The following is a 14,034-nucleotide window of genomic DNA, read 5'->3' as shown; positions in this document are numbered from 1 at the left end:
AAAAATCGGTGTCGGCAACGTCTCGACACCCCGGCAACGTTTAGCAGCAGGTCAGCCCCTTGCCGGTCCAGTGCCTGAGCAGCTGGTCTGGATGAACGGCCCCCTGCCAGGGGGGGCAGGCAGGGATTCCAAGTTCGGCACGAGTGCGGTGGATAAAGTCGCGGACGGTCGGCTCGCGGCGCCAAGGGGTGAGGGCGGCGTTGAACTGACGTAGTCCTTGGCCCGGGAGGACTGGACGCGGGCCAGGATGTCGATGGACCGGTTGCCCAGTTCGAGGCCCTGGTCGAGGTCGCGGGCCTGGAGGTGGGCGGTCCCCACGATCACGAGCCGCATCCCGACCGAGTGTGTGAACACCCCGGCTGGCATGGCGGCGGCCCGCCGATTCCAGGCGAGCGATGCCTTGGGGTTCTTCAGATCGCAGAAGACTTCGGCGGCGTCCGCGGACAGCTTGGCGTGGTGATCATGCTGGGCGCCGGTGTCCGGGTTGGCGCTGCCGAGCTGTCCGCCCACCGTCACCAGCCGCTGGTGCAGATGGCCGTGGATCGCGAGGCTGCCACAGGTCCGGGCGGCGCCGAGCAGCAGTGGGGGAGTTCATGACCGACGCTCGTACACAGCCGGCTCCACAGGGGTGCGTGGCGTACGAGAAGCCTCGCACTCTACAAGCCGACCCGCCTCGACACGCACCAACGCGCTCGTGCCTGTGCGCCGCTTGAGAACCTCGGCGTTTCGGCCAACCCCCTTTTGTGGCAGCCGCGTTGTAGCCAGCGGGTCGGTGTAGCTTCCACGGTCCGCCGCACGCTCTATCCCGGGAAATCAGGGTCGACCGAAAGACGTGTGTTCGAAAAATCGGCGGCTGTCGTTGACCTCACCGACAACGTCCGAATGGCGATCCAGGGGATCCGATGACCACATCCGACGTCCACAGCAAACCCACCGGAGCTCCGCCTCCACCGCCGCCCGCGGAGATCACCTACAGCGGGCAGTACTCCGTCAATCCGCTCGCCGATGTCTCCTTCCTGAAGATGTGCGCCATGCTTCCGTCGGTCCTGGCCCGGATCGGCCGCCTGTCGTGGCAGACCGACCGGCAGGCGGTTCGGCTCCTCATCGCGTGCCAGATCGTCACGGGCGTATCCGCAGCAGTGCTGCTGGCCGCCACCGCCCGCGCGATGGGGCCCGTACTCGCCGCCGGCAGTGCGGCCGCCCGTCTGCAAGGAGCGCTGCCCGCGCTGCTCGTGATCGCGCTCGCCGCCGCGATGAACCGCCTCGCGGGGGCCGTAGCCACCTACGCCGAGCGACGGATCACTCCCCTTCTGACCTCCGAGACCGACAGCACCCTGGTCGAGGCGGTCTGCCGGGTCGAGGCCGCCGCCTACGCGCAGGACGGCTTCTCCGACCGGCAGGAGGCGGCCGAGATGGGGGTGGTGCGCACCCACGTGATGGTCACCGACGCGCAGCGGTTCATGTCCTCGCTGATCCGCCTGATCACCGCCGGCAGTGTCCTGTCCCTGCTCAGCCTGATGATGCTGCCCCTGCTGCTCCTGGCCGTACTACCGGCCGGATTCGGCGCCGTCCTCACCGCCAGGGTCGACTACCAGATCCACTACGCCAACATCTCCGACCGCAACGTGCGCGGCATGATGCGCTGGTGGGCCACCGCTTCCCAGTACGGCGACGAAGTCCGCGCCAACTCCATGACCGACTACCTCGTCTACTGGTACCGGGCCCTGTCCGACCGATGTGACCGGCGGAACCTGGCAGCCGCACCGCGGACCCTGCGGATTTCCCTGCTCTCCGCGCTGGCCGGCGGCGGCTTCCTCCTCGCGACCTGGGGGGCGCTTGCCTGGCTTGCAGTGACCGGCCGGATCGAACCCGCCATCGCCGCCACCGCCGTCATCGCCGTCCAGACCGCGCTCGCCGCGCTCTCCCAGGTCGTCATCAACTGCGCCGCCGTCTTCCACACCAGCCTCTACCTGAACGACATGCAGTCCTTCCTCGACGAAGCCGCCGCCCGTGCCCCCCGCCGCGGCCCGCGCGAGGTCAGCGGCCCGGTCGAGCAGATCCGGCTCGACGAGGTCGTCTACCAGTACCCCGGCAAGGACAAGCCCGCGGTGGACGGCATCTCCCTCACCCTGGAACGCGGCCAGATCCTTGCGATCGTCGGAGCGAACGGCTCGGGGAAGTCCACCCTGACCCGGCTGCTCACCGGGATCTACCTCCCCGACAAGGGCAAGGTCACCTGGAACGGATGCGATCTCGCCGACACCGATCCGGCCACTGTCTGGCGTCTCACCGGCCTGGTCCCTCAGGACTTCGCCAGGTGGCCATTGCGGGTGCGCGAGAACATCACGCTCGGCCAGCCCCGCACCCACGACGACGCACCCGTGTGGGAGGCCATCGACGCGGTCGGCCTGCGGGAAGCCGTTGAGGACCTCCCCAACGGCCTGGACAGCCTCCAAGCCCGCGACATCTGGGGTGGCGTCGAGTTCTCGGGCGGACAGTGGCAGCGCGAGGCGTGCGCCAGGGCCCTGTACCGCAAGCCCGAGCTGCTGATCCTGGACGAGCCGACTTCGCAAATGGACCCACGCGGTGAACACCAGGTCTTCGAGCGGATCAAGGCCATCGCGACGGACCGCATCACGATCATGGTCACCCACCGCCTAGAGAACACAAAGATCGCAGATCACATCATCGTCCTGGAAGACGGCCGGATCTCCGAGCAAGGCCACTACGAGGACCTGGTCCACTGCGGCGGAACCTTCGCCGAACTACTCGCGCTCTCCCAGGACCGCTGACCCAACACAAAGTTTTCCGAAACCGCGACCAGCCTCGGGCGACAGGGCAGTAGCCCGCATCGAGCGAGGCGGTACGGTCGTTTCATTCCGGTCGTCGACTCTTGGCCCGGGCGTGACGTTGCCTGACGCGCAGTGGTCGCGGATCGAGCCCCTGCTCCCAGATAGGACGCCGCGGCGGGGTGGCCGATGGCGGGACCACCGTGAGGTGATCGATGCGATCGCCTGGAAGTTCCAGACGGGATCGCACTACGAGTACGACGGGTTGCTGCGCGCTATCGCCGCCTGCGAGGACGCCCACCCGGAGGAGGCGCTCGCCGAGTCGCCGACGGGGAAGGTGGCGGGCGGGGCGGTGCAGGGCGATGTGCCTCACTCGGTGCCGATGCTCTCCCTCGACAACGTCTTCGACGCCACCGAACTCGCCGAATGGGCCGCCGGGCTGGAACGGCGCCTCGGCCGCCCGGTGGCCGGCTGGTGCGCAGGCGCAGGATCACGGGCCTGACCCACACCCGTCCGGCCAGATCGCCAACCGCAGGCGGCTCGTCAGCAAGGGTGGTCGGTTGCAGGGTCAGAGGGCCTGGCGGACACGGTCTTAGTGCCCGTTCACGGCCCTAGCTGCAGCCACTGTGCAACTCCAAAAAGCCTTGCCGCCTTTCATTGTCAAAGCCCACTTGCCTATTTTGGGCTGAGCAACTCCAGCCAAACTCAAGGTGCACTTGGCCCCCGCTACGGGTTCGTTCCCGCCGATCACATACTTGTCGGCAGTCGCCCGGCAGCCGGAGTGACTTTTGACCGTAAGACAGAGCCTGAGACGCTCGTTGAGATTAGGTTGTTCCGTCTTTTTGTAAGTGTGAAGGTCGCAGTAGGAACCGTTGTTGGTCTCTACCCAGGTGCGGTCAGCGTTCTCGCAAGCGAGTCGACGATCACGCTCGCTGCTGATTGAGCCGGTGTTGTGGTTGTCGGCGTCTCCGCCGCCGGTGTCGCCGGTGTCGGTGTTGTGGTTGTCGGCGTCTCCGCCGCCGGTGTCGCCGGTGTCGGTGTTGTGGTTGTCGGCGTCTCCGCCGCCGGTGTCGCCGGTGTCGTCGCGGGGCGCCGTCTGGACCGAGGCGTTCGTGGGCGACTGTGAAGCTGCTACTGCTGTGGCAGCTCCTGCGGATACGAGGAGCGCACTGCTGATACAGGAAGCGCAAATAAGCCGGGGGATTCGCCTCCGGACCGTGACAGTCATGATTACTCCCTGGGTACGTGGTGCTCGCGCCGGACGCGATTCACCTTGCCCCTTCGAGTTTTATTGAAAGAACGACGACTCCGATGTCATCCCACAGGGATACGGCGCAACCGACGTCCAATACCTCTCACGCTAGCCCTCTCCTACAAAGATCCTTCCGGCCCCATGCGATAGCGAATGGATAGACCCTGTGCAGCGGAAGGCAACATTGTGTGTCGTTCGTCGGGCTTTCGGGGCCGTGGTGCGGTGATATTGCCTGTGCTGCGGCCGTCCGCTCGTCGTGCTCGCGCAGCATGCGCATGACGGTCGGAGCGGAGGGGTGCTGCCCCTTCTTCTTCCCCGTCCGGATAACGAGCCGGGCCGCGATCACCTATGAAACGGGTGGCCGGACTCGCCAGGCCTCACTGCTAGCCCGCCGGCCACCCCGTACGTCATGGCGGTGCTGACGATGTGCGTGAGGGGCCAGCTTGTGAGCTGGCCCCTGAACCCCCCTTAGAGGTCGTTTCTTATGGCGTGATCGTTCGTTGAGCCGTGCATGACGGATCTGGTGCAGCGGTTGGTGCCGGAGGAGTTGTGGGTGCTGTTTCGGCGGGTGGTGCCACCCACTGAGGTGATACGCCCGCAGGGCGGCGGCCGAAGTCGGGCGGGTGACCGTGAGGCACTGGCCGCGATCATCTTCGTGGCGACGTCGGGCTGCACCTGGCGGCAGTTGCCGCCGGTGTTTGGGCCGGCCTGGCAGACGGTCTACCGACGTTTCGCCCAGTGGAGCCGGGACCGGGTCTGGGCACGGCTCTACCGTGTGATCCTCGACGAACTCGGTGCCCGGGGTGAGCTGGACTGGTCGCGGTGTGCGATCGACTCCGTCAGCTTGCGGGCGGCAAAAGGGGGCCTTTGACGGGACCGAATCCGACCGACCGCGGCAAACTCGGATCGAAGATCCACCTGATCACCGACCGCAACGGACTGCCGCTGTCCCTGGGTATCTCCGGCGCGAACATGCACGACAGCCAGAGTCTGGAGCCGCTCGTCCGGGGTATCCCGCCCATCCGCTCCCGCCGCGGCCCCAGACGCCGGCGCCCGGCGAAACTGCACGCCGACAAGGGCTACGACTACAACCACCTGCGCCGATGGCTCCGCAAACGCGGCATCTGCCACCGCATCGCCCGCAAGGGAATCGAGTCCTCACAGCGGCTGGGTCGGCACCGCTGGGTGGTCGAGAGAACCGTGTCCTGGCTGGCCAGCTGCCGACGGCTGCACCGCCGCTACGAACGCAAGGCCGAACACTTCCTCGCCTTCGTCGGCATAGCAGCGGTTCTTATCTGCCACCGCCGCCTCCAGAAAGTGAGTCCGAGCGGCCCGGTTGACGCCTTGCCTGTGATCAGGCAGGCAGGGCGGTCTTGCGCGATGGTGGACGCCAGATGAAGGCGTTGGCGATCTCGTCCGCGAACGAACGGTGCTGCCATGTGTCAGTGACGTCGGTCCAGTTGCGAAGGACGGCCCTGTTCTCCGCCTTGGGCGTCTCTCGGTCGTAGACAAGGTCGAACGAGTAGACACGGCCGTCCTCATCTATGCACTGGCCGAACTCGTGGTCACCCCCGTCCGGGAAGAGGTTGACCAGCACTGTCGTCGCCGGGTCGAGTCCCTGGCCTTCGAGAAGGCTCCTGAGCCGCCTCCAGAGATCGAACGCGCTCGTGCGCAGGAGGTGCGTGTTCTGAACATATGCAGCCTGGGACATAGAACCCGATCTTGTGTCATCAGCATCGAACCCGCCAGTCCTTGCAGATCGCCATCCCAAAAGAAACGACGTCTTAGTGCCGGATATGAACGGTGATCTGAACGCCACCGAAGCCGAGTGCCGCGGCCCCGATCGCCGCTACAGCTGTGGCGGCTTCGGTGTTTCCGGCAGCGGCCAGGACCACGGCGGCGACCACGGCGGCTAGTGGGCGGGCGAGAAGGCCGGCTCCAAGCGCACCAAGGGCGAAGAGCTGGGCATCCGCGTCCTCACCCCCTTCGCCGTCTTCGTCGCCGGTCTCCTCCCCACCACCTACCCATCGTGGCCCGCCAGCCCTCAGCGCGGCCCTGTCCGGCGCCGGCCAAAGGAGCAGCGATACCGGCCGAGGGTACGAATCCGAGCCTGGTGACCCCTTGCATGCGGGCCCCGCTGGTCCGCGGCCGGGGGGTCTGGTCTGCTCTGCCTTAGTTCTGCTCCGTTGTCTGTGCTTCGCCGAGCCGCTTCGGTGATCTCCCTGATTTGCGGGTGACGGCCCGATCTCCTGGACCAGAAGGATGTGCCAGTGTCATGAGGGGCAGTCTCTTCACCTGGGACAGCCGGGCCTGCGACCCGCTGACCGCTGGGAGGGAGACGTAGGTGGGTGACTGGATTCCCCGCGAGAAGTGGGTGAAAACGCAGCCGCAGGCTCTCGTGGCGTCGTGCGTCATGCTGCTGGACGACCACGACCGAATGCTGTTACTCCGGTATGGCCCCGGCCAAGAAGACGCGAGCGGCACCTGGTGGCTGCCCGGCGGCATGGTCGATGAGGGCGAGAACCCCTGGCCTGCGGCCCGCCGAGAAATGCTCGAGGAGACTGGCATCACGCTGGACTCGAAACCCTGCCTCATCGGCATAGACCACAGGACCAACGTCCTTGGAACCGGGCCCGTCGTGGACTACTTCTTCGCCGAAAGGCTTCCCGTCGGGCAACATATCCAGCTCAGCCCCGAACACGACCAGCACGCCTTCCACCACCCAACTGACCTTCCGGATCCCCTCGCCGCACACCCTCAGACGCTGGCCGCACTTCATGCCGCAGCCCTGGTCGGCCGCGCCACTTACCTTCAAGAGGGGATGCCCACATGAGTCGTATCCGTACAGCCGCGACAGGCCTGGTCGTCCGTGCCGGTCAGGTGCTGCTCGTGAAGGGGAACTGGCCTCAGCCGGACACCTGGCTGCCGCCCGGGGGCGGACAGAATCTGGGCGAGCCCTTGCACCGCACTGTCGAGCGGGAGGTGCTGGAGGAGACCGGGGTGACTGTTCGCGCCGGACAGCTGCTGTTCCTACGCGAACACATCCCCGCCAATCATGAGGATGGTTCGATCGCGTATGACCGTAACCACCGGGTGGATGCCCTGTTCTGGTGTGAGGTGGTATCGGAGCCGTCCAAACTGGGCGGTAGCATTCCGGATCCGACCCACACCGGCGTCGAGTGGGTGCCGCTCGACAAGGTCCGTGAGCTGCGCATGATCCCTCTGTACCTGCGCGATCAGCTCACTGACGTCGTTGCCCAGGCCGCTGCGGGTACATGGCAGACGATGTACCTGGGTGACATGGCCTGAGCAGAGGCACATAGAAGTGCCGCCTCTCACCGAGCTGGTGCGAACGGGACCGCCGCGACCGCCGCCGCCCGGGAGGAGCCGGGGCCGCGGTCTTCGACGGTGTAGGCCAAGCCAAGCCCGCCACGCGCAGGTCACAATCTTCACCTTCGATGCCTCTCGCCGAGCGGTACTCCAGACCGTGTGCCGCAAGGCGGGTCGGCGCCCCGGGCGTTGTCAGTCCGGGGCAGCATGATGATCTGCATGACCGAAAACAGTGCCCTGCTCTCCCCTGCCGCCTACGTGGAGGCTGTGACCACTGCCCTGGCGGCGTCGGCCGCGTACTACGGCGACGGGGCCACCCCGCTCGGTGACGACGAGTACGACGGGTTGCTGCGCGCTATCGCCGCCTATGAGGAGGCCCACCCGGAGGAGGTGCTCGCCGAGTCGCCGACGGGGAAGGTGGCGGGCGGGGCGGTGCAGGGCGATGTGCCGCACTCGGTGCCGATGCTCTCCCTCGACAACGTCTTCGACGCCGCCGAACTCGCGGAATGGGCGGCCGGGCTGGAACGGCGCCTGGGCCGCCCGGTGGCCGGCTGGTGTGTGGAGCCCAAGCTCGACGGCCTGGCGGTGGCCGCGCGCTACCGGGCCGGTCGGCTGGTTCAGCTTCTGACCCGCGGTGACGGGCTGGCCGGCGAGGACATCACGCACGCCGCCGACGCCGTCCTGGGCCTGCCGAAGGTGCTCACCGAGCCGGTCGACGTTGAACTGCGGGGCGAGGTGCTGCTGACGACTGCCCAGTTCGAGGAGGCCAACCGGATCCGCCTCGCCCACGAGGCCACGCCCTTCGCGCACCCGCGCAGCGGAGCGGCCGGCACCCTGCGCGCGAAGGACCGCCTCTACCGGATCGAGCTGACGTTCTTCGCCTATGGCGCGATCGGCCTGGACGATCTCGGCCACACGGCTCTGTTGGAGAAACTGGCTGTCCTCGGGGCGAATACGGCTGCCAGCACGGCTGCTGCGCCGCTGCGCTGCGAGACCGTGGAGCAGGTGCAGGAACGTATCGACGTGATCGCCGGCCTGCGCGCCGGCCTGCCGTTCGGGATCGACGGTGTGGTCGTGAAGGCGGACGCCGCGGAGGACCAGCGGCAGGCCGGGAACGGCTCGCGGGCGCCGAGGTGGGCGGTGGCCCGGAAATTGGCGGCCGAGCACAAGGTGACGCGTCTACTGGCGGTGGAGTGGAACGTCGGCCGGACCGGCATCATCGCCCCCCGCGCCGTCCTGGAGCCCGTGGTCATCGACGGGGTGACAGTCACCTACGCCACGCTCCACAACCCGTCCGACATCACCCGCCGCGGGCTCATGATCGGCGACCAGGTGTTCGTCTACCGGGCCGGCGACGTCATCCCCCGCGTCGAGGCACCCCTTGCCGACCAGCGCACCGGCGCCGAGACCCCGATCGTCTTCCCCGAGGTCTGCCCGCGCTGCGGGGATGCGATCGACACCTCCGAGCAGCGGTGGCGGTGCATACGGGGCCGCAGCTGTCAGGCCGTGGCCTCGGTCGTCTACGCAGCCGGCCGCGACCAGCTCGACATCGAAGGTCTCGGCACCACGCGCGCCGTCCAGCTGGTTGAGGCCGGCCTGGTCGGCGACATCGCCGACCTGTTCACCCTCACCCGTGAGCAGCTCCTCGGCCTGGAGCGGATGGGCGAGACCAGCGCCACCAACCTCCTGACCGCGATCGAGACGGCCCGCGGCGCCGCACTGAACCGTGTCTTCTGCGCCCTCGGCGTCCGCGGCACCGGGCGCACGATGTCCCGCCGGATCGCCGCGCACTTCGGCTCGATGGCCGCCATCCGCGCCGCGGATGCCGACATGCTGGCCGGGGTCGACGGGATCGGGGCGGAGAAGGCCCGCGTCATCGCGGCTGAACTCGCCGAACTCGCCCCGCTCCTGGACAAGCTCCAGGCCCAGCAGGTCGGCACCCAGGTCACCGAACCGCAGCACAAGCCCCCGGCCGACGCGGGCGACGCAAGCGGCGGCGAGGCCGCGGCGGCCGGGCCGTCGGCCCCGCTGGCGGGGCAAGCCGTTGTGATGACCGGCTCGATGTCCGGGCCTCTTGCGGCGTTGTCCCGCAACGAGATGAACGAGCTGATCGAGCGCGCCGGCGGAAAGGCATCGTCATCGGTGTCCAAGCGCACCACCCTGCTGGTGGCGGGCGAGAAGGCCGGGTCCAAGCGCGCCAAGGCCGAAGAACTCGGCATCCGCATCCTTGACCCTGAGGAGTTCGCCGCACTCGTCGCCGACCTCGTCCCCGCCAGTTGACACCGCACAACGGCCGCTTCTGGGTGCTCCTTGACGAAGCCGCGTCGTCGGGCCGCGTGCGGTGTGCCTCATCGATTCAGGCAGCCCTCTCGTAGACCACGGTGGTAATGGGGCAGTCCTCGGCGAGTCCGAGGAGGGCCTGGCGCTCGTTGTCGTCGACGGCCAGGTCCCAGCGGAGCTTCGTGGCGACCCAGGTCGCCGCGTAGGTGCAGTGGTAGGAGGCGTCGGAAGGCAGCCATTCGGCTGGGTCCTTGTCGGCCTTGGACCGGTTGGAGGCGGCGGAGACCGCGATCAGTGTGTCGGGGCTGTTCTGGTCGTTGGCGTACGCCTCCCGCCGTGCCGCGTTCCACGGCGTCCGCTCGGAGTCGTAGACCTCCGCGAGCGGCACGAAGTGATCGACATCGAGGCGCGCGGCGTCTGTCACGACGAGGTTGTCGTAGGCGCTGCGCCAGGATCCGCCGGTCAGCTTGCAGCCGGCCGCGACCTGCGGCGCGACGACGGCTTCGGAGAGGATGACCTCCTTCCTGGTGTCGCAGCCGTCGGTCAGCTTCAGTCCGCGGTTCCAGTGCTTGTACAGGTCGCGTCGGTAGCCGTCACGGTGTTCCGGGGCGACCGGCAGCCGGTCGATCGCCTCGTAGAGCGGCAGCGGTGCACGTGCGCCGGCCGGGCCGGCCGCGGTTTGCCCGAGGGCGCGTTCTGCGGGTTCGGAGTGTGCGGTGGGGGTGGAGGAGAGGAGGGGAAGGGTGCAGAGGGCGAGGGCGGGCAGGCCGCGCCGCAGCAGGTTCTTGATCACATACGCCGGTGTACCGGGCTGTCCGATCTTTCCGACAGGGGGCCGGGGTGCGAGTCACCCGAGCGGGTGGCGCAGCTGGACTGGGCGCCAGGCCCGATATGAGGCGGAGCTGCTGGCCTCGCGAGCGCAGCTGGAGAGCGTCGCGTTGCAGGAGGAGCTGGCCCGGTTGCGAGCAGCCGCGCCGAGTGCGGAGGAGGCCGTGCCGGTCGCGGCCCAGCTGCCGGCCGAGTTGCATGAGGACTTTTTCCTCGCCGACGTCGAGCGGGCGTTGGCGACAGCCGAGGGGTTCTTGCAGGAGGGCGCGCATTTACGGGAGCGGCTCGGTAGTGAACTGCCGGCGTCCGGGCCGTCCCAGCCGGGGGAGGCGGTGGACGACGAGGATCGGATCGTGATGCGATTGGTGGTCCTGGTGGCCTGCCGGAGCCTGGGAGTGCTGCTGGTCGTGGCCGGCGCGATGTTGAATTACGCGCTCAGCACCTGGTACTCCCGGACCGCGGGGGGAGTCGGCGCCTTCCTGTGGGCGCCTGGAGTGCTGCTCCTTGTGGATCCGTGGGACGCCTACACCGACTGGTGGCCCGCTGTGCGGGCCCGCATGCACCACGAGCCGGATCCGCCCGCGTGGAGCATCGACCTGGGCAACCTTTTCGACAGGCTGCTCCGCGTCATCTGGGCCATGGCCGCAGCCGTCGCCGGGGTGCTGATCCTGGCGACGTTCTACTGGTGGCCGTTGTGGTGGCTGATCTTGCTGGTGCCGGTGGCGCTTGGTCTGGTCGGGTACACGGTGGCCGGGCGGAGCCTTCCCGCCGTACGCGCGCTGATCGTCATGACTGGCCAGATCGCCGCGCTGTTCCCCGGGACCGCGCTCGTGCGGGCGTTCAATGTGAAGGCTTTGCCCGGTGGGCATGTTCAAGCTCCATGAGCGTCGGGCTGACAGACGCGCTTGAAACGGCTGTGGTACACCTCTGTGCGGAGGTGCATTCGCTGGCTCGTCACGTATCGCTTCGGTCAGTTGTATCCGAGGTCTGGAACACCGTCGGCGAGAAGATCTCTTCCGGGCGCTAGGCAGCGACGGCAGGTGGTGTGTGCCCAGTGTTGATACCTTCTGGGCCTAGCCGGAGAGCTTGGGCCGCATCTTCTTGCCGAACGTGAACGGGCCCGTCCCATCCTCGCGAGGCGCGAGGGAGGGGACGGTGATCGGGGTGGCGTTCTCCGGCCGGGAGGCGAGCAGGTCGTCGGCCGTGCCGGGCAGGGACAGCCAGCCGCATCCGGTCAGCTGTTCGACCAGGTCCTGCGGATCGGTCAGGCCGAGCGCGGTGAGGTCCTGGCCGACGAGGTTCCCGGTGCCGGTGTGCGCGGTGCGCAAGGTCAGCATCAGCACCAGCAGACGCGCATCCGGTCCGGGCAGCGGGGTGTGGCCGGCCACGTGCGCGAGGACGGACCGGGCGTGCTCCCACTGCCCCGAGACGCTCAGCAGCCGGTCCACGGGCGGCCCGTCGTCGCCGGTGATGTCGCCGGTGCGCTGCTGGTGCTGGAGGCGGGCGGTGGCGGCGGCCTGCTCGGCGCGCCGAGCCTCCCACCGCAGGGCCCCCTCGCTGGTGACGTCGGCCCAGGTGATGAAGGCGCGGGCCTTGCGTTCCTGGAGGCCGGTGAGCAGCTCCAGGTCGGGCTCCTCGCGCTGCTGGTAGGCGCAGAAGAGGTCACCGAGTTCGATGAGTTCGTCCCGCAAAGCTGCGGGCCGCAGATCATGGGGGATGACCCGCTGGGCGATCTTCGCCTGGTGTGGGCGGCGCTGCGCCGGGGTGGTGCGGGGAGCCGGGAGCGGGCCGGCGGCGACGGGGTGGTCGGAAACCTGCGGCGCCCCCGCACCCGCGGTCGGGATGGCCGGGGTGGTCGGGTGGTCCGCGACGGTGGGCGGCTGGGAGGTGGCGGCGGTCTTCGCTCCGGGGTGGCGGCCGCGCATCGGGAGCAGCACTCCATGACCTGCCACCAGCGAGCTTCCCGGTCGGTGACCACGGCCAGGACGACCGGGCCGCCGCACCGCCAGGGGTCCATACGCGACCGACCAGTGTGGGGAAGATGGGTGTGGCAGTCCGCGAGCCGGCACGCGCAGTACGCCGCGGGTCTCGGGGCGGGGGCGGATCGCAGGTGGGCCTTGATGTGGGCGACCGCAGCCGCACGGCTGGCAGCCGCGGACGGCAGACGCTGCTCGGCGCAGCCGGGCCGGCTGCACGAGAGACGCACCGCCGTACTGCCCCGGCCGGCGGCGTCCAGACGCACCGTCCAACGCCGCCCCGGCACCCGCTCGTCCAGCTCGCTCACCACGGCCTGCGTCAACCCGGTCTTCCTCCCGTCCTGCATCTCCGATACCCGCCGCCCACGCCGCGCACCGGGCGGCGTGGACACCGTATTGGGCACCAAGGCGAAGTCTGTTGGACTCGCCGTGCGCCGCGTCAATTGCGAAGGTCAGGTGCTCTCGTGGTCGCGGGCATACGCACCAGCCCGTCGCGCACACGAGACACAGCCCCGGCCGCCGCGGCCGCGCTCGATTACGGCCCGTCCCGGCGTTCCTTGACCTGGAAGGGCGGTCACCGGTGAGTTGTCCGGTGACTTTTTTGGTGAGTGGTGACCGACAAGTGGTGACTGACGAGTGGTGACCGACGATTGGTGACTGACGAGTGGTGCGCGGCGGTGGGTGAGCTGCGCGCCCGGCTCTGGCCTGGAGGAGGCGGGATGGGCGGGCGCGCCTGGTGGGTCAGTCACGGAGCGGCGGTGGTGCCGGGGCCGAGGGTTCGCCGGCCGGGGTGATGGGGATTCGCGAAATTCGCCAATCCTGCTCTCCGTTCCCCACTCGGTTGAGCAGTCAACGGGCGCCTCGGGGGGCTTGCCCGGGTCGCCATGGCTATCGGAACCTGCATTGCGTGGAAGCGCACAGCATCGATGATCTCGCCGGTTTCCATGTCGACGTAACGCTTCATGATGGGTCGGTCCTCCTGCTAACTACGAGACCGATACTGGACAGTAGGAGACGCCGTCACGGTGGAGCGCCCACCCCCGAGAGCTAAGCAGCGGAAGGGGAGGACGAACGACCTTGACGGCATAGGCGACGACTGGCTGACGATCGGCGAGTAGTTAGCAGGAGGACCGGAGGTTATCCGGGGAAGAATCAGCTGTCGTCGCAGCTCAGCGTCCTGATGGTCCCGCTCGACACGTACGCCGATGCGTAGGTCGGCACGTAAGCGCCTGGCCGGCGGAATGCGTTCCCAACGGCGCCTCCGGAGTCGAGTTCCCGCACTCCGACAGACACTGTGGCCTCACGGACACCGGCGGCACGGGCGACTGCCCCGATCCCGCCCTGGCCGAGGGGCTGGGCCTCCGCCCCTATCAGCAGGCGACGCCGCCGCTCGTCGAAGTGCGGCAGAATCGCCTCGAACTTGGCTGCCAGCACGGCCTGTTGCCCATCCAGCCCGCTCGTGCCAGACCAACGAACCACCGAACGGAAAGCAACGAGTTAAAGATCTGCACGCCCTAAGAGCTCGTAACAGGATCTTGTTGAGATGCCCTGGTCGGGCGTAACCAGTGTGATGATTCGG

The 14,034-nt window shown here is 68.3% G+C and carries 10 protein-coding genes and 3 pseudogenes; 7 read left to right on the top strand and 6 right to left on the bottom strand.

Going from position 1 to position 14,034, the window contains the following annotated elements; translation table 11 throughout:
- Positions 1-51: 51 nt before the first annotated feature.
- Positions 52-516, bottom strand: a complete 465-nt coding sequence (locus tag IE207_RS31575) for a hypothetical protein (RefSeq protein WP_229874211.1) — start codon at positions 514-516, stop codon at positions 52-54.
- A gap of 386 nt (positions 517-902) precedes the next feature.
- Here IE207_RS31575 and IE207_RS31570 point away from each other — a divergent pair, with 386 nt between their 5' ends.
- Complete coding sequence (locus tag IE207_RS31570; protein ID WP_190187767.1) at positions 903-2,792, top strand: ATP-binding cassette domain-containing protein; 1,890 nt, start codon at positions 903-905, stop codon at positions 2,790-2,792.
- Between the two features lie 112 nt (positions 2,793-2,904).
- A pseudogene (locus tag IE207_RS34275) lies at positions 2,905-3,264 on the top strand (transposase); the annotation flags it as partial.
- Between the two features lie 117 nt (positions 3,265-3,381).
- Here the strand turns inward: IE207_RS34275 and IE207_RS31560 are convergent.
- Entirely contained in the window at positions 3,382-4,017 is a 636-nt protein-coding gene (locus IE207_RS31560; RefSeq protein ID WP_190187766.1) for a hypothetical protein, read from the bottom strand.
- A 535-nt stretch (positions 4,018-4,552) separates the two neighbouring features.
- Here IE207_RS31560 and IE207_RS31555 point away from each other — a divergent pair.
- Positions 4,553-5,358: pseudogene (locus tag IE207_RS31555) on the top strand (IS5 family transposase); the annotation flags it as partial.
- Positions 5,359-5,395: 37 nt separating this feature from the next.
- On the opposite strand, the gene IE207_RS31550 reads toward IE207_RS31555, so the two are convergent.
- Positions 5,396-5,752, bottom strand: a complete 357-nt coding sequence (locus IE207_RS31550) for a hypothetical protein (protein ID WP_190187765.1) — start codon at positions 5,750-5,752, stop codon at positions 5,396-5,398.
- Between the two features lie 633 nt (positions 5,753-6,385).
- On the opposite strand from IE207_RS31550, the gene IE207_RS31545 reads away from it, so the two are divergent.
- The 3 genes from IE207_RS31545 to ligA all read left to right on the top strand — a co-directional run bounded on the left by IE207_RS31545 (position 6,386) and on the right by ligA (position 9,651).
- Positions 6,386-6,874 carry an NUDIX hydrolase gene (locus tag IE207_RS31545; protein WP_229874209.1) on the top strand — a complete coding sequence of 163 codons (489 nt, stop codon included), beginning with the start codon at positions 6,386-6,388 and terminating at the stop codon, positions 6,872-6,874.
- Complete coding sequence (locus IE207_RS31540) at positions 6,871-7,350, top strand: NUDIX domain-containing protein (protein ID WP_190187764.1); 480 nt, start codon at positions 6,871-6,873, stop codon at positions 7,348-7,350. Before IE207_RS31545 ends, IE207_RS31540 begins: the two co-directional genes overlap by 4 nt.
- A 240-nt stretch (positions 7,351-7,590) precedes the next feature.
- Positions 7,591-9,651 carry an NAD-dependent DNA ligase LigA gene (gene ligA, locus IE207_RS31535; RefSeq protein WP_373304806.1) on the top strand — a complete coding sequence of 687 codons (2,061 nt, stop codon included), beginning with the start codon at positions 7,591-7,593 and terminating at the stop codon, positions 9,649-9,651.
- A gap of 76 nt (positions 9,652-9,727) precedes the next feature.
- On the opposite strand, the gene IE207_RS31530 is transcribed toward ligA, so the two are convergent.
- Complete coding sequence (locus IE207_RS31530; RefSeq protein WP_190187763.1) at positions 9,728-10,444, bottom strand: HNH endonuclease family protein; 717 nt, start codon at positions 10,442-10,444, stop codon at positions 9,728-9,730.
- A gap of 145 nt (positions 10,445-10,589) precedes the next feature.
- On the opposite strand from IE207_RS31530, the gene IE207_RS31525 reads away from it, so the two are divergent.
- Positions 10,590-11,363: a hypothetical protein gene (locus tag IE207_RS31525; protein WP_190187762.1), complete on the top strand. Its 774-nt coding sequence runs from the start codon at positions 10,590-10,592 to the stop codon at positions 11,361-11,363.
- Between the two features lie 189 nt (positions 11,364-11,552).
- On the opposite strand, the gene IE207_RS31520 is transcribed toward IE207_RS31525, so the two are convergent.
- Positions 11,553-12,431 (bottom strand): hypothetical protein, encoded by an 879-nt coding sequence (locus IE207_RS31520; RefSeq protein WP_308433699.1) that lies wholly within the window; start codon positions 12,429-12,431, stop codon positions 11,553-11,555.
- Positions 12,432-13,682: 1,251 nt separating this feature from the next.
- Positions 13,683-13,907 (bottom strand): annotated as a pseudogene (locus IE207_RS31515) (ISAzo13 family transposase); the annotation flags it as partial.
- Positions 13,908-14,034: the final 127 nt, after the last annotated feature.

It is taken from the genome of Streptomyces cirratus (genome assembly GCF_014650775.1).
GTDB classification, from domain to species: Bacteria; Actinomycetota; Actinomycetes; order Streptomycetales; family Streptomycetaceae; genus Streptomyces; species Streptomyces cirratus.
This window is presented reverse-complemented; position numbering and strand designations above follow the sequence as displayed.

Coding starts and splice junctions, on each gene's coding strand:
- IE207_RS31570 (WP_190187767.1), top strand. CDS start 903: ATGACCACATCCGACGTCCACAGCAAACCCACCGGAGCTCCGCCTCCA.
- IE207_RS31560 (WP_190187766.1), bottom strand. CDS start 4,017: ATGACTGTCACGGTCCGGAGGCGAATCCCCCGGCTTATTTGCGCTTCC.
- IE207_RS31550 (WP_190187765.1), bottom strand. CDS start 5,752: ATGTCCCAGGCTGCATATGTTCAGAACACGCACCTCCTGCGCACGAGC.
- IE207_RS31540 (WP_190187764.1), top strand. CDS start 6,871: ATGAGTCGTATCCGTACAGCCGCGACAGGCCTGGTCGTCCGTGCCGGT.
- ligA (WP_373304806.1), top strand. CDS start 7,591: ATGACCGAAAACAGTGCCCTGCTCTCCCCTGCCGCCTACGTGGAGGCT.